Consider the following 22,934-nt stretch of genomic DNA (forward strand, 5'->3'; position numbering starts at 1 on the left):
ACGTGACATGAAAACAGAACCCGACGACAACACCAAAACAGAAACGGAAACGGAGACCGAAACGGAAACGGAGACCGAAACGGAAACGGAGACCGAAACCGAAACGGAGACCGAGACGGAAACGGAGACCGAAACGGAAACGGAAACGGAAACGGAGACGGAGACCGAAACGGAAACAGAAACCGAAACGGAAACGGAGACCGAAACGGAGACCGAAACGGAAACTGAAACGGAGACCGAGACGGAGACTGAAACGGAAACTGAAACGGAGACCGAGACGGAAACGGAGACCGAAACGGAGACGGAGACCGAAACGGAGACCGAAACGGAGACCGAGACAGAAACCGAGACTGAAACGGAGACCGAAACCGAAACGGAAACGGAGACCGTGACGGAGACCGAAACCGAGACGGAAACCGAAACCGAGACTGATACAGCAACTGAATGTCCGATCCCACCGAAACCGCGGAAACCAGGAAAACCGAAACCGCCAAAACCAGAAAAACCAAAACCGCCAAAACCAGAAAAACCAAAACCGCCGAAACCAGAAAAACCAAAACCACCGAAACCAAGAAAACTAAAACCACCGAAACCAAGAAAACTAAAACCACCGAAACCAAGAAAACTAAAACCACCGAAACCAGGAAAATAAATCACATTTAAAAAAGAGACTGGTCTAAAGGTAATCAAACGACTTTTTAGGTCAGTCTCTACTTTGTATTTTTAGGTTATTTGGGAATTTGGAGGGCAAAGGATCTCTATTGTGGGAGGAATATGTAGGGTCTCTTTTTACCAACAATCAAAAATAATCAATGCCGGAATGATGTAAAGGAATAGTTAATATCAACAATTGTCCAGTTATAGAGATGATGAAGGCGTAATAGAAAAATGGGTATCCCAAAAACTAACTTCTTAATGTTTTCAAGCATTTAATAAAGAGAAGCATTGATAAAAGTACTTAGGGGAGATGTATGATGAAACTTGGAATTATGTGCGGGATTCCACTAAGCGGAAAATCAACATACGGGAAAACACTTCAGGAACAAGGGTGGACACGCGTATCTATTGATGATCTCAGGCTAGCTTTACATGGCCACGTTTATAAAGCTAAGGCTGAACCAAAAGTATGGGAATCAGCTGAACTCATGGTCCGGACGTTACTTAAAAGCGGCCATAAAGTAGTTGTGGATTCCACAAACAAGACAAGAGAGCGTCGTAATAGATGGATCGAGGTTGCTAAAGAATTCGGGCTAACTTTGGAAATATTTCATGTTGATACCAACTTTGATATTTGTAAAAAACGTAATAAAGTGTTGAAACGATTACCGGAAAATTTATTAAAAAAAATTTACTACGAAGAGTTCGAAAAACCTACCTCGGATGAGGGAGTAATTATTAAGGTAATGAATAACGATACCACCTAAATCTAGATTAGTCTGGAGGAAGTAATTTGAAAAAGTACATCTGTTTCGATGTAGGCGGGACAAAAGTTAAGTACGGTTTATTATTAGAGAATGGAACTGTTCTTTCACAAGGTAGCTATAATACCCGTCCAATCAACCTGGAACTATTTCTAAAAGACATGATAGATACAATTAACATGAACACAAGAAATACTATTGTGAGTGGGATTGCTATTAGTTTACCGGGATTTATTAATCCCCATACAGGGTATTCTGAAGCAGCAGGTTCTGTAAAGGCATTAAGTAAACAAAATCTAAAAGAATTATTAAAAGCAAAAACTTCCCTTCCGATTGAAATAGAAAACGATGGGAATTGTGCTGCGTTAGCCGAAAGCATCAGTGGTAATGCAAAAAATTGTACAGATTTTATTTGTATAACATTGGGAACCGGCGTTGGCGGAGGGATTTTCACTAACGGGAAGCTTTTGCGTGGTCACAGTTTTAGAGGCGGTGAATTTGGGTTTATGAAGAACCGGACTAAAAGAGGGCAATTTGAAGTATGGCATTCGAACGCTTCTACATCTGCCTTAATTCATTCCTATAAAAAATTAAAAGGCTTAAGTGAAAACGAAAATATTGATGGAGAGACAGTTTTTTTGGATTCTAATAATAATCATTCGGTTAGAAAACTAATTGATGATTGGACAAAAAACATAAGTTATGGAATTTATAACCTTACTGTAACTTTAAACCCTCAAAAAGTATTAATTGGCGGGGGCGTGGCCAATCAACAAGAATTGTTAAGCATGATTAATCATCAACTTGACCTTATTTCATGGTGGAAAGTATTCAAGGTACCTGTTGAACTATGTAAATATCAAAACGATGCTGGAATGATTGGCGCTTTGTATCATTTTTTACAAGAACAAAACCGGCCTTTTAAATAAAATAGCTGTTGTAATTGTGTATTAACTCAAATAAAAGAAACCCAATCCAAGGAATTTTTTGGACCGGGTTTCTTTTTAGTTTAGTTTCGCAATTTAACATAATGATTTAATAATCGGTTCCAATTGATTTTTCCAGATCCATTTTGGAGAATACCGTTGTTTTGCGATTATTTTTGCATGAATAACTGAATTGGTATCCATCAATTTGATAATGTTGTCAGCATGGTTAGTAAGATAAGCTTCTTCTGAAGGACGATAGATTTCACGAGTATTAAATCCAAAATTCTTGGCATCCCATTTCATAAAGTACGCATCCAATTGGCTCCCGAGTTCATTTAAAGCCGGCACCTGTTCGTTTAAAACAAGAAAATTCCCTCTACTTGCTGCTTCCAGGACAGTTAAACCAAAAGACTCTGAGTAAGAAGGACATATAAATAAGTTTGAAAGTGTGAAAAGTTCTAATACACTTTTTCTTGGGAGCCCTTTATTAAATTCTTTTATATCTGATGTGAATAATAAATCTCCATCATTTAAACCAAATTTTACCCCAATAGAGCGAACAAATTCCTTATAGGCCTCTGGAGAAGTATCTAACTTTGGGAATGTATCACAGAATATTACTTTGACAAGCTTGCTTGTTTTTACTTTTATTGCTCCGCATAGAGCAGCAACTTTATCAAATTTCTTTGCCCTCGTTAAACGACCAGGATAGACAACTAAAATATCCGGAGTCAGCAAATCAATATACTTTGATAATAGATTAACTTCCTCTGTTACAAAACCTAGTAGGTCAAGACTGTTATTTACTACTTTACAACGATCTTCAGGAACATTGTATTGTTTTGCCAAGGCTGAAATTCCAGATTGTGTTGGATAAATATACAAAGTATTAGGCATTGGTGTAAATCGGGCAGAGAAAGGCCATTTCGGGTTGGGGGGGCGTTTAACAGGCGCGGAGTGGGTAAATGCAAGGAATTTAAGGTTAGTCAGTTTCTCCTGAACTTTTCTAATTGCGATGTTATGGTGTAAATGCCACCCCTGGTAATGAATATCATGCATAAAACAGATATCAATATCTGCTAATTTTTTTACTAAGTCCTCTGCAATCACATCTGCCTCATTAAAAAAGGTATCATGTACCTCACCTTCTGACTGAATGTAGTTTTTCCAATGCATTTGTTTTCCTTCTAGATGGTTACATATTTTCACCCATTTAATTCGTTTATCTAGGAAAATTCCATAAAGTTTATTTAGCGGGCAGATGTCACTTACCAAAATTCTGGTTTCAATATTTGCATCAAGAAGCATTCGAACCTGTTCCGCTACTACATTTACCAAAGAATACGAACTATCTAAGCCATTAAACATTGTAAGAAGTGCTATTTTCATCTCTTAGCCTCTCCCTTAATTTAATAGAACATTTTGTTTGATGAACGTCTTATCATATGGAAAAACCCGGAAATTTGTTCGGTAGAGATTATTGCGAAAACAGAAAAATATTTCGAGGAACATATTTTATCTATTAACATACTATAATGATGGATTAGGCGAAAAAAAAGGTGGCTTATTTAATGTTAAATCTACTTCTGATAGGTAAAGATACAAAACTTAATACTTTCAATGAGAGCTTTTACCATGTTGAGAAAGAATTATCCCAAAAAACAAATTTAGCCATTTGGAGAGATTCTGGACATATACAGGATATTTTAAAGCATATAGCTTTTACACCTGATTTTATTCTTATTCAAAATGATATTGGGGGCAGTTTGAAACCTGTAGTTTACGGTTTATCAGATATTAGTATTCCTGCTGGGATTTTTATTGAGGATGTACACCGATTTATTGAAAAAAGAAGAGAATATATCAATTCCAATAACATTCAATACATTTTTTCTAATTACAAGCGGATTTTCAAAAAAATATATCCTGAATTTAAAAATCGACTCTGTTGGTTTCCTCACCATATTAATAGTGAAATCTTTAAGGATTATGGTTTACCAAAAGAAATCGATATGTTACTAATGGGGGCTGTAAATGGCGGTTATCCCTTGAGAGAAAAAATAGTTAAGCAATTTAAAAAAGATTCAAGATTTGTCTATCACCCCCATCCCGGATATCGAAAATATACGGAAGACGAAAAGGCTAAAATTTTTGTAACTGAAAGATATGCAATGGAAATAAATAGGGCAAAAATCTTTTTTACTTGTGGAACGAGAAGAAAGTTTCCGGTAATGAAATATTTTGAAGTTCCGGGATGCAGAACTTTATTGCTTGCTCCACAACTTAAAGACCTTGATGATTTGGGGCTTATTCCTGGTGAACATTATGTTAGTATTACGAAACATGATTTTTATGAAAAAGCAGAACATTATTTAGAACACGAGGACGAAAGGAATAGGATTGCGGACCAGGGTTATCAATTTGTACAAACCCAACATACTACTTATAAAAGAGTAGAACAATTAATTGCGAAGATTGAAGAAATTTTAGGCAAACAATAGAATGTCCATAACTAACAAACAAGTAATACCCAAAAAATATGAATCATCAATGACAAGGGAATTTTCTTTTTTTATTAATAAATTTGGAAAAAGGTCGATTGTTTCTCCCTTTATCCTTTCATTTATTATATGAGGTGAATGATCATGAATGAAAATAATTCAAAAGTAAATTCACACCAGAATGGAAATGTAACAAGGGAGCAGACCCTTAAAAAGGAATATAAGTACTTTACTAAAAAACCAAAAAGCAAAATTTGTTTTGCCATCCTTGTTCATAATAATCGTGAGCTTATTAAGGAACTAATCAATAATGTCCGATTTTTTTGTCCGAATAGCACATTCGTTTTATTTAATGGAGGGGGAGATCCATCCCTATGCGATGATTTAGGTGTACCTGTGTGTCCATCCAGTAGAAAATTAAAGTATGGATACACAACTATATATTTTCTTGAGACAATGGAATGGATTGAGGAACTGGGAATAGATTATGAATATTTTATTAATATAGATTCCGATGCTTTATTTATTAAGGACGGATATGAGAACATCATATCCGAACAAATGAGAGAAGCAGATTACATGGCCGTTAGACTAAGGATACCTGGACATAATTGGTTTATCGGAAAACAACTAAGAAAAGATATTGATAGATGGAAAGAATTATTCAGGCTTGATCCGTATTATGGTGTATTTAATGTTGGTCAAGTGATTAAAAGATCATTGGTTAAGGCAATTCTGGAACCGAGTAAAAAGGAAAAATACAAAAATGCTCTGTTAGAAACGATATCTTGGGGTTCTGACGAAATATTTTTTGTCAATATCGCACACGAATTAGGGTTTAAAATGAAAAAATATCCATACGTAAGTGACACGGATCTCATACGGTATCGTCCACATTTTAAACTGGATGAAATAATAGACTGTTTAAATAGCAAGAAGTTTAGTGGGTTGTGCCATCCAATTTATCGCCTTAAGAACGACCAAACACGAAGGTTAATTAAACAGCTGGCTTATAAATGCATGATTGAAAAATATTGTGACGAGATTTACCCTTGGTATGAAAAAGATGAGTCAAATTTTGCGCCTTCGCTGCCCATTAGAAGTAAATTTGGCAATAAAGAACTAATTGTACAGTCAGGTAATACGTTAACCCACTATTGGCAAAATAGAGTAAAAAAAATATGGAATAGGACCATAACGTTTGCTGAAGGGGTAAAGGATATTCCCGTTTTTCATGGGAATCGCTCTGGGAATTTTGAGGCAGCATGCAAGTTAGAAAGGGGCGGTATTGGATTTTGGTGGCGAGAGAATGAAAAACGAGGATATCCATGGCATGGCCCAATAGTAATTACTCAGGAAGATGTCGAACCTATCCTGCTTGATCAGTTGGAGGACGGCCGGACAATTCTGGTTTGTCAATCGGGAGACAAACTAACATATTGGGCTTGTTCCGTAGAAGGAGAATGGATAAAAGAACCGCCTCTATCATAAATACATTTTCTCAAAAACCGAAATACGTTATCCAAATCTTTTCATTTGTGATGTATAAAATTATATAACTGCTGTGACTTGTTAAGGGAGGTATAAAAAGTGAAGGTTTTGTTATTTACACCATCGTATCAACGTCCCTACATGATTCGTCAATGTATACTTAATATGAAAAACCAGTCGTATACAAATTTTACCCATTCAATCAGCATTATGTTTGATAATGAATTCGAAGTTAAAGATTATGAAATCTTATTTGATGATATCCTTGACGATCGATTTAAAATTCAGTACAAGAAAAATTCAAGGACCCATACAAATGCAATGACGACAATATCACAATGTCCAGAACTATATGATCTATATATTAAAATTGATGACGATGATATTTATAAAAAGGATTATGTGAAAACTGTAGTTGAATATTTTGAGACACATCAATGTGATATATTAAGCTCAAAAATAAGTTATCAACTGAATAACTACCATTTAGCAAAAGGTAATTACAAAAGTCTAGGTGGTCATTTTCCAAATAATAACTATCGAATGCCTATGACATTTGCATTTAGTCAAAAAGCATACCAAACTTTACTTACTATTAAAGATAATAAAAATTACGAGGATCTGCAGTGGAGGACTGCCTGGAGCAAGTATGGATTAAAAGACGATAATGTTGATAATTCAAGTAATATCATTTGGCATATTCATGGTAAAAATACATCAGTAAGTAGTTGGTTCCGCCCTAATTAAGATTCTTTTCAACACAGAAAGATCCTTGTAAAAAAGAATATGGTTTTTCGATTTGCCTGAAATGGAATAGAACTTCTATTTTTAGATTGATATACCACTTCCCCTAAGATTTACAATCTTTAATAGCTTCATATGAACAAAATGATACGAGGGGGAGAGAAATGAAAAAGATGAGGTTTCTGGTTCACCTATTGTTAATCATTGTCGTTGTTGTTATGTCTGCTTGCTCCAACACACAGAGCAGCGGGAAAGAAAAGAAGACACTTGAAGCTGCATTATGGGATAAAAATGTCAATCCTGCCGTAGATAAATCTATTGAAGCATTTAAGAAACAACATCCAGATATCAAGGTCAATGTCACCTATACACCTTGGGAGGATTATTGGACCAAGCTAAAACAAGTATCGGAGGCGGAAAAGGTCCGGATGTTTTCTGGATGAACGGACCGAACTTCTACCAATATGCTATTTCAGGATTTATCAAGGATATAGACCCTTATATTCAAAAAGATAGTGAATATAAAAAGGATAACTATTTCCCAGCCGTTGTGGATTTAATACGTATCAAGATAAGCTTTATGCGGCTCCTTATTTTATCGACTCTGTCGGGCTGTATTACAACAAAAAGCTTTTCGATGATGCAGGGGTTCCATACCCAGATGAAAACTGGACCTGGGCTGATATTGAAAAGGTTGCAAAGTAGTTATCGAATAAAGAAAAGGGTATTTATGGGTATTCCACTGATATCAAGCAAAGTCAAGCCGTTTATTACGATCTTATGCACCAAGCAGGAGGATACATTATCAGCGAGGATAAAAAGAAGTCTGGGTTTGATTCTCCCGAATCGAAAGAAGCCTTTCATTTTATCAAGAAGTTAATTGACAAGGGAATCTCGCCTTCAGCGAAAACGGTTATGGAGACGGAAGGCAAGCAGTTGTTCCTATCCGGAAAAGTGGCCATGATTCCTGCGATTTCAGTTAGTGCAGGCGAATTTCAAGGGGTACTCGGTGATAAATTAGGGGTCGCTCCACTTCCTAAAGGCAAACAACAGGCTTCCATTGTTCACGGAATTGGTTGGGCGATGTTTTGGGATACGGAAGATTTAATGCGACACACAAGATTGTCATGGAACACAATTCTTAAAGAATTTTTTTATGACAAAGATTTTCCTAAAAGAAAATTAGGAAGAAAATGGTTATTCCCAACCGAAAAAACTAAAAAGTTTTTATTAGATTGGCTAGAAAAACAAAATGGATAGAAGCCCGTTTTTTGGGTTTTCTATCCATTTTTATTTCCAATTTTGTGACCAATTTAATGACCCTTTTTATGACCATTTTCTTGTGACCACTGACCGACCACTTTGACCGATTTTTGACCGACTGTTTTTGAAATTCTATAATATTTAATGAAAGAGTGAATCAGTAAAGTGTCGATTTATCAAGGTTATTGATACTTAAATAATCTTAAAAAAAGCATGATATAGCTACCGTACTGCGGTTCATACATGGGAAATCGATAACTATCAAACTAAATTCTAATTTAAAAAGCGGACAACAAGGCTGACAACAGCCCTAGTTGCCCGCTTTTTTTATTTGTATAAAAATAATGAAAAGGACAGCCTCTAATAAGAGACTGTCATCCAGTATTGGTTTCTTGCACAAAATTTATAATTCCAAGCTGGATTAATCTTGAATGCTATTTCACTTACAGTGATGCCACGCCCTCTTGAATACGTATAATCCGAAGATAAGGAATGCTAGGAAACCAATTACAGCGATAAGGAAGTTTAGAACGGTAACAATTAGACCACTTAGGCCGATTACTCCAAGCAACATAGTGACCCAGCCCAATACTACAAACAATAACCAAATGGCACCTGTTAAAAATCCAAGAAAAATTCCAAAAATCCCATAGCAAGAATGATTAGGACTCATATAAATTCACCCCCTGTCTGTCTATGGTTGTTCGATATTAATGTATGCAGTTGCTTGACAACTTGTTTATGAAATCACGAAAAGCGGGCTCAAAAAAGGCGCTAATAAAAAGTTTCTGACACTTTTGCTCTAATTGTGTTTATATAGTAGTAGAGGAAAACGTTATTGGGATTGGGCCGAAAGAATACTATCCCTTCATACATAACGAACAATAAAATGGATTGTTAGGAGAAAGGAAGATTTCTATGCATTTAAACACAAAACTATGTGACCTACTGGATATTGCCTATCCAATTATCCAAGCTGGAATGGCTGGAGGTCCTACAACCGTGGATCTTGTTGCTAGTGTATCTAACGCTGGTGGGTTAGGGACTTTGGGTGCGGCCTATATGAAACCGGAGGAGATAAGAAAAGCTATCAGGGAAATTAAGGATCGGACAACAAAGCCATTTGCCGTGAACTTGTTTTGTACAAATTTGAAAGATCAATATGAAGGAGTCGAAGAGTCACAGAAGGTACTTAATGACATTAGAGGGAAATTAGGAATCGAATTCACTGAACAACAAGTCGTAACGAACAACTTTTTTGAGGAACAGTTTGAAGTGTTAATCGATGAAAACGTACCTGTCATTTCAACTGCATTCGGTGTCCTTCCCAAAGATAAAATGACAGTCGCAAAGCAACATAACATCATCATTACTACCATGGTAACAACTGTTCGTGAAGCGAAACTTGCTGAGGATAGTGGGGTAGATATCATTATTGCCCAAGGGAGTGACGCTGGTGGTCATCGAGGAACTTTTGAAATTGAAAAAAACACCCATGGTGCAGCAATCGGAACCTTTTCACTTGTTCCTCAGATCGTGGATGCTGTTACGGTGCCGGTTGTTGCTGCAGGGGGAATAATGGATAGTCGCGGCCTAGTTGCCTCATTAGCTTTAGGTGCGCAGGGGGTGCAAATGGGGACCGCTTTCTTAACGACCCTTGAGTCGGGAGCACATCCTGTATATAAACAATCACTAATCAACAGTACAGAAGAAAGTACGGTTATTACGAAAGTATTTTCCGGCCGTCCAGCGAGGGGAATCAACAATGCTTTTATTCAAACGTACCATGACGCCAATATCTCTCCAGCGGATTTCCCAACCCAAAATACCCTGACAAATGATATTCGTAGAGAAGCAGCTTTGCAAAATAAACCCGAATATATGTCATTATGGGCAGGTCAGGCAATAAGACTATTACAAAACGAAGTATCCGCTAGTAAAATTATCCATGATTTAGTTACAGGTGCCACACGTTTACTATCTTTCAAATAGTTTGGGACAAACCATGCTTCTAAAACTCGTTGAAAACAGAGTATGGATATTTCGAATTCCTACCATTGTAGCGTTGAATATAGTAAAATAAGTGAGGATTAAAAAATTAACTACAGAAATTGAAATAGTGTGGAGGATCTAAGGTGACATACCAACAAAACAAAAGATTTAAACTTTTTTCATTGAATTCAAATCAAAAGCTAGCAGCAGAGATAGCAGAGCTATTGGGCTGTGAGTTAGGCAAAAGTTCAGTATCTCATTTTAGTGATGGAGAGATTCAAATCCATATAGAAGAAAGTGTTCGAGGCAGTGAAGTATATATCGTTCAATCTACTTCCTACCCTGTTAATGATAATATTTTGGAACTCCTCATTATGATAGATGCCTTAAAAAGAGCATCAGTTGGAGTAATCAATGTTGTCATTCCATACTATGGGTATGGACGGCAAGACAGAAAGGCACGTTCGCGCGAGCCAATTACGGCAAAACTAGTCGCTAACCTTTTAGAAACTACTGGAGCAACTAGAATTCTTACAATGGACCTCCACACATCACAAATTCAAGGTTTCTTTGATATCCCTGTTGAACATCTATATGGTGTTCCAATCCTTGGACAGTATTTTCAGGAAAAGGGATTGGAAGATATTGTTATTGTGGCGCCTCATAACGGCAGTATCGGCAGAGCGAGGAAAGTGGCCAACCTATTACATGCTCCAATTGCTCTGATCGATAAAAGAAGATTTGAGGAAAATGGTGTCGAAACCACTAATGTAGTTGGTAATGTAGAAGGAAAAAATGTGATTATTATTGACGATTTAATTGATACAGGAGAAACTATTGTGTTAGCAGCTAAGGCACTAGCAGAAAATGGGGCTAAAGCGATCTATGCAGGATGTACTCATCCTGTTTTTACAGACAAGGCGATTGAAAAAATTGAAGCATCACCAATTAAGGAATTAGTGGTGACGAATACAATTCAGTTACCTGAAGATAAAGTCATTAGCAAAATCAAAACGATATCTGTTGCTCCATTGCTTGTAGAGGCAATCGATCGGATTCATAATGAAAAAGCAGTAAGTCCGTTATTTGAATAAGTTTATTGTTCGAAGCCAACTATATATTTTGTTGGCTTTTTTATTTGTTAGAGAATCTAGAAAAAGTTTATGACCAGATAATAAACCCTGGTATTGGGCAGTAGTTATAAATCTAAATAATTTACAATGATTTTTAAAATGATATTATTGTAAGAGGGAATTGCATTTAATAGCTTGTTTTAATACCAGATACTAATATCTTTGGGTATTTCTTACAGGCAGAGTTCCATAGGGAACCCACTAATACTATCAAGATTGGAGTTTGATTAAAGTGGAATTGAAATCATTGATCGTACCAGAACACTTTAATTTAGCAAGTGAAATCTCAAAGCATGCCTCAGATAAAATTGCCTTGCGATGGGAAAATGAACTTGGGGAAACAAAAACGATCTCTTATGCTCAGTTAATCACGAATGCAAATAAACTTGCCAATGGGTTAACTAAATTAGGATTAGAGAAAGGTGATCGGGTTGTCGTAATGACCACTCGTCTCATTGAATCTTATGTCATCTACTTAGCATGTTTAAAGGCAGGGCTTGTCATTAGTCCTACTTCAGAATTGCTTAGGGCAAAGGATTTAGTTTATCGCTTAAATCATTCTGAAGCTAAAGCCGTCATTTCATATTTTGATTTGGTAAAAGAATTTGAAAATATTAACGAGGAAACACCGTTTTTACAATATAAAATCGCGTTTGGTCTAGAAGTACCAAATTGGCTCTCGTTAGAAGCGTTAATCGAAGAGGAATCAGAAACCTTTATCGATGTAGAAACACTGAGTGAGGATTATGCTTTTTTAGCTTATACATCTGGGACAACCGGGCAGCCAAAAGGGGTTGTCCATAGCCATGGATGGGGATTTGCTCATTTAAGAATTGCCGCTTCAAAATGGCTGAATATTAGTGAAGAGGATCTGGTTTGGGCCACAGCTTCCCCAGGGTGGCAAAAATGGGTCTGGAGTCCATTTTTATCGATATTGGGTTCAGGGGCAACAGGTTTTATCTATCATGGCAGGTTCAATCCCCATAAATATTTACGGCTTCTTCAAAATAACAAAGTAAATGTTTTATGCTGCACACCTACTGAATATCGGATGATGGCTAAATTAGATGACCTTTCAAACTTCGATCTATCGCCATTACATACTGCTGTTTCCGCAGGAGAGGCACTTAATCGTGAAGTCATCGATGTGTTTAAAAATCAATTTAACATCCTGATTCGGGATGGGTACGGTCAGACTGAAAGTACGTTACTGATTGCCAATTTAAATATAGATGAGAAAAAATTAGGCTCAATGGGGCAGCCGCTGTTATCAAAATTTATTGAAGTGGTTGATGAAAATGGCCAACCTGCTCCTATAAAGGAAGTTGGGACGATTGCGATTAGAAGCGATTTCCCAGCATTATTTAAACAGTATTATAAAAATCCCGAGACAACGGCGGCTTCCTATAATAATCAATACTTTTTAACGGGTGACCGGGCATTTAAAGACGAGGATAACTATTTTTGGTTCCAAGGAAGAAAAGATGATGTAATCATCAGCTCTGGCTATACGATTGGACCTTTTGAAGTGGAAGATGCTTTAATGAAACATAAATCGGTGAAAGAGTGCGCGGTAGTCGCTTTACCGGACCCAATCAGAGGAAACATTGTCAAAGCATTTGTGGTATTGAAAGATGGGATTTCCAATTCAATGGAGTTAACAAAGGAATTGCAGGGCTTTGTTAAAAATTTAACAGCACCTTATAAATATCCACGGGTGATTGAATATATCGAGGCACTACCTAAAACAGATTCAGGAAAAATTCGTCGGATCGAACTTCGAACGCAGCGATAATAGAAGAAAGGCAAATTTGCGATTCTGACAGCCCTTGGCGAGAGTCACATTAAAACACTATACTCTCTTCCAATTCGTGGTATAATAATCAAAGTTCATTTTACAAATATTGTCGTTGAATTTCCAAAAATCCATTAAAGAAGTGTCGTGTAATGAATAAATTAGAACTGAATATTAGGCATAGAACGGTATCTATATTAGATAAGTATTTTACTGGCGAATCGATAGATTACAAGAAAATATTTGCAATCATCTTGCCCCTTTTCGTAGACCAGGCCTTTTTAATCTTAATGAGTTTATTAAATACAGCGATGATCAGTTCTGCAGGAGTAGCTGCAGTCAGCGCGGTGAGTATGGTAGATTCATTGAATATTTTCTTGGCCAATGTATTTATTGCTGTGGCAACAGGTGGTACCGTTATTGTGGCCCAATATAAAGGCAGCGGTAACTCAGCGATGGTGTCTAAAACAGCGACCCAAGCGATATCTGCCTGTACCATATTTTCAGTCCTAATCAGCGCTCTTGTAATTATTTTTCATACACCAATCCTAAACATGTTATTTGGTAAAGCGGAAGCAGACGTGTTTCAAAACGCAAGAATCTATCTCATCGGAAGCTGTCTTTCATATCCGTTAATCGCGATCTTTCAAGCGGTGACGGGGGCCTTAAGAGGTGTCGGAGAGACAAAACCTTGCTTAAATTTATCATTAATCATGAATTTAACGAATACGATTCTAAATGTTTTGCTTATTACGATTTTTAAAATGGGTGTGGAAGGACTCGTGGTTTCAACGATTCTAGCACGAGTTTTGGGAATGGTTGCTTCATTAATTTATGTCTTAAAATATAATGAGACGATCCGTTTTCGGATAAAAAGCGCATTCCGAATAGATATGTCTATTCTCAAGAAAGTGATGTTTATTGGTCTTCCGTTTGCTGCAGAACAGATATTTTTCAATGGTGGAAAACTGTTAACGCAAACGTTTATTGTTCAATTAGGCACCCTTTCAATGACGGTATATGCTATCGGTAATGCCATTGCTTTGTTATATCAAATCGGACCAAATGCACTCGGCATTGCAATTGTTACGATTGTTGGGCAGTGTGTTGGACGTAGGAATATAGAGGACGCTAGGAAATTCATTTATTCGTTGATTGGACTTTCCTCCATCTTCTTTGTTGTTGCAGATCTTATATTATTGCCATTGTTTCCGTTATTGATAAAATTGTTCAACCCACCTGATGAAATTGTTCCAACCATATTTACACTTATCCTGATATCTGCCATTGCCCAGCCAATCTTGTGGTCACCGAGTTTTATTATGCCATCAGCCCTAAGAGCAGCTGGCGATTCGAACTTTACTTCGATTGCTTCTTTGCTGTCAATGTGGTTATTACGGGTGGTCCTAGGTTATATTTTAGGTATTACCTTAGGTTTTGGGATTATCGGTGTATGGGTAGCGATGATTGTAGAATGGGGTGCACGTGGAATCATCTTTGGATGGCGATTCAAAGGGAAAAAGTGGTACGAGCATAAACTTGTATAATAAATTCAGATAGAACCTCCTCAACATGCATTTGAGGAGGTTTTTTCATATAATCATCATAGATAATGTTTGAAGGAGGATCATCTTGGATCAACAAGGAGTCATTTCAATTGGAGAAGCATTTGTAGATTTTATTTCAATAGACCAAACCAATACCCAATATAAACAACTATTAGGCGGCGCTACTGTTAACGTGGCCGTCGGTACAAGGCGACTCGGTATCCATGCTTATTATTTATGTAAACTTGGAACCGATGAAATTAGTCAATTTGTAGAACAAGAATTTAGGAAAGAAAATATCAATACTTCATTTTCTGTCCACTCACCGAGTAAAAAGATTTGCGGTGTCTATGTTCATATTAATGCAAGCGGTGAGCGGTATTTCCACACTTACGTCAACGACACTCCAGATGAAGTATTAACTGAAGACGAATTAAGAAGGGGAGTTTTTGAACAGGCGAAGATCTTTTATTTTGGATCAGGAACTCTCTTTCATGAAAAAGCAAAAAAGACAACAGAAGCTGCGCTAAAATATGCCAAAGATTTCAGCAATATGATTGCTTTTGACGCTAATCTTCGTCTAAAGCGCTGGGTAAATGAGCAGCATTGTCGTCAAACTGTTTCTTCTTTCCTTAAATATGCACATCTAGTGAAGCTGGCGGAAGATGAGTTGAACTTTTTAACAGAAACAAATTCAATAGAGGCTGGATTAGAAAAAATATCTAAATGGAAGATTCCCTATCTGTTTATAACGATGGGGAGCAAAGGTGCATGTGCTGTTATTAATGGTCACAAAGTTTTTGTTCCTGCTCCGACAGTAAAAGCCATTGATACGACCGGTGCAGGTGATGCATTTATGTCAGCCCTGTTGTATTGTTTTCACGAAAAAGGAATGCCGGTTAAACTATCTCAAATAAAAGAGTACCTTCAATTTGCAAATAGAATAGGAGCAGCAGCGACAACAGAAATCGGCTCCCTATCTGCCAACTTTAGCAAAAAAATCTGAAGTGTACGATCAAGTTGAAGGTAATAAAACGCCACTAGTTGCTTAGTCCGATATTGAAATGGACTCAGGTTTTTATTATTGGATGTTATTAAATGTTATTGTTGATTTTTTTATGGAGATAAAATGGTAATAATTGGTACCTTGCGATAAAAATCTGATAAAAAGTGGTGAAAATGAATCCAATGAGGCCTGTTGGCTATAAAAATCTAATAAAAAGTGGAGAAAATGAATCCAATGAGGCCTATTGGCTACAAAAATCTAATAAAAAGTGGAGAAAATGAATCCAATGAGGCCAGTTGGCTATAAAAATCTAATAAAAAGTGGTGAAAATGAATCCAATGAGACCTGTTGGCTATAAAAATCAAATAAAAGTGGTGAAAATGAATTCAATGAGACCTGTTGGCTATAAAAATCAAATAAAAAGTGGTGAAAATGAATCCAATGAGGCTTATTGGATACAAAAATCTAATAAAAAGTGGAGAAAATGAATCCAATGAGGCCAATTGGCTATAAAAATCTAATAAAAAGTGGAGAAAATGAATCTAATGAGGCTTATTGGATACAAAAATCTAATAAAAACTCCAAAAATGATTCCAAGAGCACTTATTGTCAACTTCTAATCTGAAAAAATAACATTAAGGAGAGGAACTAGCCTAGTGAGGGAATTATTATTATGAAAAAATAGAATCAGGAATTTGGGAGGTTGTTTATATAGGACTTGGTGGGATTTAAACCCACAAAACACATTGCAACCTTTGTGTAAGGGCTGCAAGTTGCTCTATTCATTGAGCTACAAGTCCTATCTATAATATGTACCAAAAATAAGTTATTATTCCTTAGTTATAACAAAATTTTTTAGTAAACTAAACTATACTAATGTTGCGCAGTTAGCAATTTTCTAAATAATGATTAACTATTAGGTCCATCTAATGTATAATATTTTCAACAATGATAGAGAGGAATTACCATGAACTCATATATAAAAGATCAAATTGAAGTGTTTCAAGAAAAAAATCAGAATCGTGGATGCCTATTAGTTAGCTGCCCAGATCAACCTGGCATAGTTGCGGCGATATCAAAGTTTTTGTTTTCCTATAATGCAAATATTATTGAATCCAGTCAGTATTCCACCAATCCTGAGGGTGGCACCTTTTTTATTCGGATTGAATTTGAATGCCCAGGTTTAAAGGATAAAGCAAAGGACATGGAGACTCAGTTTGCTGAAATTGTTAAGGAGTTTTCGATGGAATGGAGCTTTACGCATGTTTATCATGTGAAAAAAGCGGCAATCTTTGTATCAAAAGAACTTCATTGTTTGCTCGAGCTTTTGTGGGAATGGCAAAGTGGAGACTTAATGGCTGATATCGCCCTTGTTATCAGTAATCATGAAACAGGAAGAGAGGTTGTCGAAGGACTAAACATCCCGTTTTATTACGTTCCAGCCAATAAAGATATTCGTGGACAAGCCGAAGCAACGCAACTTAAGCTGCTAAAAGAGTATGACATTGATTTTGTGGTATTGGCCCGATATATGCAAATCTTGTCACCGAAATTTGTCGAAGAGAATCCCAATAAAATTATCAATATTCACCACTCCTTTTTACCAGCCTTTGTGGGTGCAAGACCCTATGAACGAGCTTTTGGCCGCGGTGTCAAATTAATCGGTGCTACTTCTCATTATGTGACCAATGACCTGGATGAGGGACCTATTATCGAACAGGATATCAGTCGGGTCGATCATCATGACAATGTGGACAGCCTTAAGAAAATTGGACGTAGAATTGAAAGAAGCGTATTGGCTCGAGCGGTAAAATGGCATATTGAAGACCGTATTATCGTTCATCAAAATAAAACAATTGTTTTCTAGTAAATCCCTTTAATAGGGATTTTTTTCTGTCCAATCATTAGATTGGGCTATTTGTGCGGGATTTTTAAAAATGGATTTAATCTATTTTTCCAATCAAAAACTAGGACTATTGGAAAGCGTCGTGAATATACATTTAAAATACTAGGGGGATGAGGAAAATGGAAAATCAAATTAAGATTAACGATAATGGTCCACTAGCTGTAAATGGAGACTTTCAAATCATGGATGCCGAAGGAAATGAATATCCGAAGAAGGCAAAAGTGTATCTATGCCGTTGTGGACTTTCCAACAAAAAGCCGTTTTGTGATGGATCACATAAGAAAGGCGGATTTGAAAGCAGCCCAAGAGTGACTGACGGAAAGTAAAGGTGTCAGGCACCACTCTTTCCAGGGTTTTGTAGCACTTTTGGATTCTGTAGGTGTAGCCAGGATGGGCAAACAAATCTTGGCTGTTCTTATTTTATTGAATTTCATAATCCAAGACTGTTTATTGCGGACATGGTGAATAGTTGATAATATATTATCAGGTATGTGTCACCATGAAGTTTGTACGCCAAAGGAATTCAACTTAATAACTAAGTGTATTATGAGAGGCGGTAAATAAAATGACAAAAGGTAATAATGAGAAAATAACGGTAAAAGCAACAGTTCATGCACCAGTAGAAAAAGTGTGGGGATATTGGACAGAGCCAAATCATATAACGAAATGGAACAATGCTTCAGATGACTGGCACACGCCAATTGCTGAAAATGATTTAACGGTTGGCGGGAAATTTCTCACAAGAATGGAAGCAAAAGATGGCAGTTTTGGCTTTGATTTTGGTGGGATTTATGATGAAGTGAAATTAAATGAGGCTATTTCTTATACCATGGGGGATGGAAGAAAAGTTGATATTACTTTTAAAGGTCGTGGAAATGAAACCCAGGTAATCGAAACTTTTGATGCAGAAACCACCAATTCAATTGAGATGCAACAAGCAGGATGGCAGGCCATTTTAGATAATTTTAAAAAATATAGCGAGCAATAATCAAATCGAAAAGATTGTTTTCAAGGGAATCCCTTTAATAGGGATTTTTTTGGAAAAATAGAGAGGAGAAAATCAGTTCAAGGCTGATTTTCTCCTTTTTATTTTGTGATGAAGATGAACTCACTTTGCTACCTTTGTGCATGCTGATTCAACAATGACGGGTACCACTCTCAATAAGTCGATAACTCCTAAATTCTAGTTTCTTTGTGGTTACCAGCTGGATTAATTCTCCATGTTCCAATTGAATCCTCTTTGAAAATAGTGGTCCATCATATACAAAGGTATGATATTCACCGGATTCTCCCATCGGACAAATAGTAGTCTGTTGAACATCCTGTAGGAACGATTCATCTATGATTCTACCAAGCCACATGTCATCTAATACATCTTCCCGTACGCGGATCACGATTGCTTCATAACCAGAATGGACAAACTTATCCAATGATTGTAAAGAAGCTTCCTTTTTCATCCATAGTGGATACAGGGCATCAACATCTGCAGCGATAGCGACTTTTTCTCCCCATTCCCTGTGTTCATCTAAATATAGATCTCCGTAGGCTATTCCCGTTACATTATATTGATTTTTCAAGGAAAGCACTTCTTCGACAAATTGACTTGTATAGTTTTCGTATGTACATTCGATAAAATGAACAGGTAGGTTTAAAGCTTCACCTTGTAGTTTTATCATTTCTGTTCGCTCTCCATGGCCAAATGTTCGCCCAAGTTCTTTGGGAACAGTTGTAACCAAGCAAACAACCTCAAATCCGTGCGAAATTAAAGTATCTAAGGCCATGCAACAATCCTTTCCGCCACTCCAAGATAAAGCTATTCGTTTTTTCAAGATTCATCATCTCCCCTTAATGATATTTTCATGTTTGTCATAATGATATTTTATCATAAAGATTAATAACCCGAGCTCGTAGATGGGAATCCAAGTAAAACATTAAGTGATACGTATTTCATTATACAATTTTAAATAATTTATTCAAAAAAGTATAAAAATTATCAATCATCTGATATAACTGAACTATCAAGAAATTTTGCTGGTTTATTATTCATAAATGAATAATTTTTCATTGATTGGAATTCGAGAAGGGAGGATTATTTGTGAATGATGAAATAAAAGTTTGGAATGAAAATGAAGCCATTCTTCATTCATTGCAAGACGATATTTTAGTGACCGATACAGATGGCATTATTTTGAAGGTGAGTGAAGCAACCGAAGGTATTTATAATATGAAGACAAATGAAATGATCGGCCGATCCGTTTATGAACTTGAAAAAGAAGGGGTTTTTACACCGATTTTGACCCCTTTGGTCATTAAAGAAAAAAAGAAAATTACCCTTGTCCAAACAACTAATAATGGCGATAAGTTACTTGTTACGGGGATTCCTGTATTCGATGCTAACAAAACGCTCGTCCGAATTGTCAGTTATTCACATGATGTAACAGAGTTACTTAACATGAAAAAATACTTAATTGACATCGAAGACGAAATGGAACGAGTGAAAAGTGAGCTTGAATTGCTGAGAAATCTTCAGTTTGATTCTGATGGGATGATAGCAACCAGTATAGAAATGAAAAAAGTCCTCCAACTCGCATTACAGGTAGCTGAAATCGATGTCAATGTGTTACTGCTGGGGGAAACAGGAGTGGGAAAATCACATATTGCTAAATTTATTCACAAGAAGAGTTCGAGAAAGAACGGACCTTTTATCGAGGTGAACTGTGGGGCCATACCCGAATCCCTTTTTGAGGCAGAGTTTTTTGGTTATGAATCAGGTGCATTTACGGGTGCAAATTCGAAAGGGAAGGTAGGGTTAGCGGAACTTGCTGAAGGTGGGACATTATTTTTAGATGAAATTGGTGAGTTGTCATTAGCAGATCAAGTGAAAATCCTCAAATTTATTCAGGAAAAGCAATTTTATCGTGTCGGTGGAACGAGGCTTCGAACCGTTGATTTCCGTATCCTAGCCGCGACAAATAAAAACTTAGAGAATGCAGTTGAAGAAAAAACCTTTAGACATGACCTCTATTTTCGCTTAAATGTGGTACCCATCACCATTCCGCCATTAAGGAAGCGGTCAACTGATATTATTCCGTTGATTGAACACTTTTTAGCGTTTTTTTCAAAAAAGTACGGCCGGGAGCGCAGCCTTGATGAGGGTGTTATCCATCTATTGTTAACACAAGAGTGGAAGGGAAATGTGCGGGAATTAATCAATTTAATTGAAAGACTGGTAGTCACCTCACCTAAACAGCTGATTGAAATTGGAAATTTACCTAATCAATTTCGAAAGCCTTTTCCTGATGTGACGTCAGTTGAAGAAACCAATCGCTCCTTGAATGAAATTCTTGAAAGCGTTGAAAAGCAAGTGCTAATAAAAGCTAGAAAACAATACAAAACAACGATTAACATGGCTAAAGCATTAGGAATCAGTCAACCATCTGTATTTAGAAAACTCAGAAAATACGAAATAGAATAAAGAGTGGCACGAAACTTGCATTATATTTTAGTAATGAGTGGACCAACCAAGGGAGGTTTCTTAGCAAGGCTATTCCTTATAAGGGGGGCGATACGAAGGGAAAGCGGTTCTTTATTGCTTATATTTATACAAAAATAATAAACGTAAATATTCTCAAATAACATTGTAAGTGTATTTTTATTTCAATTTGTGTATATTCAATTGATGATAGAATATTAGGAAAATATATTGACATAAAATAGACAAATATTTATATTTAAGGAATATTATTCATTTTTAAATAACTTTAGTGGAGAAGAGGTGGATTATGAAAGTAACAGTAGGACCAGCTCAATATATTAGAAATAAGGGTTTATTAGAAGCAGCGGGAACTTACATAAAAAACTTCGGAAACTCTGCCGCCCTTATTGGAGGCCATACAAGTAAAGAAATTGTAGAAGTTTCATTACGAAAAAGTTTGTTAGAGCATGGGATTTTATTGAAGAATTCCCTGTGGTATGGAGGAGAATCTTCCGAATCGAATATCGATAGAGTAGTAGCCGACTTAAGAGATGAAAAGATCGATGTCCTCATCGTGGCAGGTGGAGGTAAAGCAATTGATACGGTGAAAGCCGTTGCTTACCGACTTAACAAACCTTTAGTTGCCATACCAACAATCGCCGCAACTTGTGCAGCTGCCACACCTTTTACCATTCTTTACAGCAATGAAGGTGAATTTATCGGGATTGAACGAAAGTCAAAAGCTCCTGATTTAGTCTTGGTAGATTCGGAAATTATCATGAAGGCGCCCGTTCGTTTTTTAATAGCAGGTATTGGCGATACATTGGCTAAATATTTCGAAACGAAATCCTCTGTGAAAAAAGCAACACCAACCGCCTTAAATCAGACGGCCATTGCGATAGCAGGTCAGGTGTACCAAACGTTGCTTCAAATAGGGAAAGAGTCTGTCAATGCTGTAAGAGCACAAACAGTGACAAAAGAATTCGAAAATGTGATAGATACCGTTATTTTAGTCAGTGGCAGTGTAAGTGGGTATGGCGGGGATGATTGCCGGACAGCTGGAGCGCATGCCATCTATTCCGGATTAACGATTTTCCCTGAAGTGCACCACACCTATCATGGTGAAATTGTTGCCTTTGGTATTCTTGCACAGTTGTGTATGGAGAATACCAGTGATGATGAGTTGAAAACGTTAATAAGTTATTACCAGGAAGTAGGACTTCCTTTTACTTTAAAGCAAATGGGGATAACAAATTTAACAAATAGTCAGTGGAGAAGGCTTGGTGACATTACCGTTACTATTGAAGATATGGCAAATATGCCATTTGAAGTCACACCAGAAATGGTGATTGAAGCTGTCCGCCGAGCAGATGAAATAGGAAATGGGATGTTAACTACTGGTGTTGCTGCACAGTAATGGTTCTTTATTCGTAGGCAGTCCATTTAAAAAAGAGCAACATGGTTGAAAAAACTTGATTCTATGAAGCTAGCTACACGAAAGAGAGATAATTTTTTTAATCAATCAAGGGGGAATGTAGGATGAAAAAATGGTTATTAGTTGTTTGCTCGTTGATGTTGTTATTCGCGTTAGCGGCATGTGGAAAAAAGGACGCGGCAAGTACTGCAGAAAATGGGAAGTCGTCTGAACCTTTGAGAGTGACATTGCCGACATGGACAGGATATGGCCCATTATTTTTAGCAAAGGAAAAGGGCTTTTTCAAAAAGAATTGA

24 protein-coding genes and 1 tRNA gene are annotated in these 22,934 nt (G+C 36.8%); 21 read left to right on the plus strand and 4 right to left on the minus strand.

What is annotated here, in order from left to right; translation table 11 throughout:
• From J7E77_RS26565 to J7E77_RS26575, 3 genes are all read left to right on the plus strand, one after another.
• Window positions 1-652: hypothetical protein (locus J7E77_RS26565; protein WP_214718121.1), on the plus strand; the 652-nt coding region annotated here is incomplete at its 5' end.
• A 322-nt stretch (window positions 653-974) separates the two neighbouring features.
• Window positions 975-1,424, plus strand: coding sequence for an ATP-binding protein (locus J7E77_RS26570; RefSeq protein ID WP_214718123.1), 450 nt, complete (start codon window positions 975-977; stop codon window positions 1,422-1,424).
• Window positions 1,425-1,450: 26 nt separating this feature from the next.
• Window positions 1,451-2,350: an ROK family protein gene (locus J7E77_RS26575; protein ID WP_214718125.1), complete on the plus strand. Its 900-nt coding sequence runs from the start codon at window positions 1,451-1,453 to the stop codon at window positions 2,348-2,350.
• Between the two features lie 93 nt (window positions 2,351-2,443).
• On the opposite strand, the gene J7E77_RS26580 is transcribed toward J7E77_RS26575, so the two are convergent.
• Complete coding sequence (locus J7E77_RS26580) at window positions 2,444-3,739, minus strand: glycosyltransferase (protein ID WP_251028200.1); 1,296 nt, start codon at window positions 3,737-3,739, stop codon at window positions 2,444-2,446.
• Between the two features lie 182 nt (window positions 3,740-3,921).
• On the opposite strand from J7E77_RS26580, the gene J7E77_RS26585 reads away from it, so the two are divergent.
• The 6 genes from J7E77_RS26585 to J7E77_RS26610 all read left to right on the plus strand — a co-directional run bounded on the left by J7E77_RS26585 (window position 3,922) and on the right by J7E77_RS26610 (window position 8,346).
• The gene (locus J7E77_RS26585; protein WP_214718126.1) at window positions 3,922-4,851 is read left to right on the plus strand and encodes a glycosyltransferase; all 930 of its coding nucleotides are present in this window, start codon (window positions 3,922-3,924) and stop codon (window positions 4,849-4,851) included.
• 144 nt (window positions 4,852-4,995) lie between these two features.
• Window positions 4,996-6,342: a hypothetical protein gene (locus tag J7E77_RS26590; protein ID WP_214718127.1), complete on the plus strand. Its 1,347-nt coding sequence runs from the start codon at window positions 4,996-4,998 to the stop codon at window positions 6,340-6,342.
• Between the two features lie 99 nt (window positions 6,343-6,441).
• Complete coding sequence (locus tag J7E77_RS26595) at window positions 6,442-7,089, plus strand: glycosyltransferase (RefSeq protein ID WP_214718128.1); 648 nt, start codon at window positions 6,442-6,444, stop codon at window positions 7,087-7,089.
• Between the two features lie 161 nt (window positions 7,090-7,250).
• Window positions 7,251-7,529 carry an extracellular solute-binding protein gene (locus J7E77_RS26600; protein ID WP_214718129.1) on the plus strand — a complete coding sequence of 93 codons (279 nt, stop codon included), beginning with the start codon at window positions 7,251-7,253 and terminating at the stop codon, window positions 7,527-7,529.
• Window positions 7,472-7,966: a hypothetical protein gene (locus J7E77_RS31970; protein WP_483861477.1), complete on the plus strand. Its 495-nt coding sequence runs from the start codon at window positions 7,472-7,474 to the stop codon at window positions 7,964-7,966. The genes J7E77_RS26600 and J7E77_RS31970 overlap by 58 nt, the downstream gene beginning before the upstream one ends.
• On the plus strand, window positions 7,867-8,346 hold the full coding sequence (locus J7E77_RS26610) for an extracellular solute-binding protein (RefSeq protein ID WP_483861476.1): 480 nt from the start codon (window positions 7,867-7,869) through the stop codon (window positions 8,344-8,346). Before J7E77_RS31970 ends, J7E77_RS26610 begins: the two co-directional genes overlap by 100 nt.
• A 442-nt stretch (window positions 8,347-8,788) precedes the next feature.
• Here the strand turns inward: J7E77_RS26610 and J7E77_RS26615 are convergent, their stop codons facing one another.
• Complete coding sequence (locus J7E77_RS26615) at window positions 8,789-9,022, minus strand: ABC transporter (RefSeq protein ID WP_214718130.1); 234 nt, start codon at window positions 9,020-9,022, stop codon at window positions 8,789-8,791.
• Between the two features lie 245 nt (window positions 9,023-9,267).
• On the opposite strand from J7E77_RS26615, the gene J7E77_RS26620 reads away from it, so the two are divergent.
• From J7E77_RS26620 to J7E77_RS26645, 6 genes are all read left to right on the plus strand, one after another.
• The gene (locus J7E77_RS26620; RefSeq protein WP_214718131.1) at window positions 9,268-10,341 is read left to right on the plus strand and encodes an NAD(P)H-dependent flavin oxidoreductase; all 1,074 of its coding nucleotides are present in this window, start codon (window positions 9,268-9,270) and stop codon (window positions 10,339-10,341) included.
• Between the two features lie 143 nt (window positions 10,342-10,484).
• Entirely contained in the window at window positions 10,485-11,435 is a 951-nt protein-coding gene (locus tag J7E77_RS26625) for a ribose-phosphate diphosphokinase (protein WP_214718132.1), read from the plus strand.
• Window positions 11,436-11,706: 271 nt separating this feature from the next.
• On the plus strand, window positions 11,707-13,269 hold the full coding sequence (locus J7E77_RS26630; RefSeq protein ID WP_214718133.1) for an acetate--CoA ligase: 1,563 nt from the start codon (window positions 11,707-11,709) through the stop codon (window positions 13,267-13,269).
• Window positions 13,270-13,421: 152 nt separating this feature from the next.
• Window positions 13,422-14,816 (plus strand): MATE family efflux transporter, encoded by a 1,395-nt coding sequence (locus tag J7E77_RS26635; protein ID WP_214718134.1) that lies wholly within the window; start codon window positions 13,422-13,424, stop codon window positions 14,814-14,816.
• Between the two features lie 85 nt (window positions 14,817-14,901).
• Window positions 14,902-15,822, plus strand: coding sequence for a carbohydrate kinase family protein (locus tag J7E77_RS26640; RefSeq protein WP_214718135.1), 921 nt, complete (start codon window positions 14,902-14,904; stop codon window positions 15,820-15,822).
• Window positions 15,823-16,151: 329 nt separating this feature from the next.
• Window positions 16,152-16,310 (plus strand): hypothetical protein, encoded by a 159-nt coding sequence (locus J7E77_RS26645; RefSeq protein WP_214718137.1) that lies wholly within the window; start codon window positions 16,152-16,154, stop codon window positions 16,308-16,310.
• A gap of 225 nt (window positions 16,311-16,535) precedes the next feature.
• Here the strand turns inward: J7E77_RS26645 and J7E77_RS26650 are convergent.
• Window positions 16,536-16,622 (minus strand) — tRNA-OTHER (locus J7E77_RS26650).
• Window positions 16,623-16,789: 167 nt separating this feature from the next.
• Here J7E77_RS26650 and purU point away from each other — a divergent pair.
• The 3 genes from purU to J7E77_RS26665 all read left to right on the plus strand — a co-directional run bounded on the left by purU (window position 16,790) and on the right by J7E77_RS26665 (window position 18,716).
• The gene (purU, locus tag J7E77_RS26655) at window positions 16,790-17,689 is read left to right on the plus strand and encodes a formyltetrahydrofolate deformylase (RefSeq protein ID WP_214718139.1); all 900 of its coding nucleotides are present in this window, start codon (window positions 16,790-16,792) and stop codon (window positions 17,687-17,689) included.
• Window positions 17,690-17,847: 158 nt separating this feature from the next.
• Entirely contained in the window at window positions 17,848-18,054 is a 207-nt protein-coding gene (locus tag J7E77_RS26660; RefSeq protein ID WP_308160791.1) for a CDGSH iron-sulfur domain-containing protein, read from the plus strand.
• Window positions 18,055-18,293: 239 nt separating this feature from the next.
• Window positions 18,294-18,716 carry an SRPBCC family protein gene (locus tag J7E77_RS26665; RefSeq protein WP_214718143.1) on the plus strand — a complete coding sequence of 141 codons (423 nt, stop codon included), beginning with the start codon at window positions 18,294-18,296 and terminating at the stop codon, window positions 18,714-18,716.
• A gap of 148 nt (window positions 18,717-18,864) precedes the next feature.
• Here J7E77_RS26665 and J7E77_RS26670 read toward each other — a convergent pair whose 3' ends face one another.
• Entirely contained in the window at window positions 18,865-19,557 is a 693-nt protein-coding gene (locus J7E77_RS26670) for a Dph6-related ATP pyrophosphatase (RefSeq protein WP_214718151.1), read from the minus strand.
• A gap of 266 nt (window positions 19,558-19,823) precedes the next feature.
• Between J7E77_RS26670 and J7E77_RS26675 the strand changes: the two genes are divergently transcribed.
• From J7E77_RS26675 to J7E77_RS30940, 3 genes are all read left to right on the plus strand, one after another.
• Window positions 19,824-21,203 (plus strand): sigma-54 interaction domain-containing protein, encoded by a 1,380-nt coding sequence (locus tag J7E77_RS26675; protein ID WP_308160792.1) that lies wholly within the window; start codon window positions 19,824-19,826, stop codon window positions 21,201-21,203.
• A 307-nt stretch (window positions 21,204-21,510) separates the two neighbouring features.
• The gene (locus J7E77_RS26680; RefSeq protein ID WP_214718152.1) at window positions 21,511-22,620 is read left to right on the plus strand and encodes an iron-containing alcohol dehydrogenase family protein; all 1,110 of its coding nucleotides are present in this window, start codon (window positions 21,511-21,513) and stop codon (window positions 22,618-22,620) included.
• A gap of 122 nt (window positions 22,621-22,742) precedes the next feature.
• Complete coding sequence (locus J7E77_RS30940; RefSeq protein WP_251028201.1) at window positions 22,743-22,934, plus strand: hypothetical protein; 192 nt, start codon at window positions 22,743-22,745, stop codon at window positions 22,932-22,934.

This window comes from Bacillus sp. ISL-77, assembly GCF_018613105.1.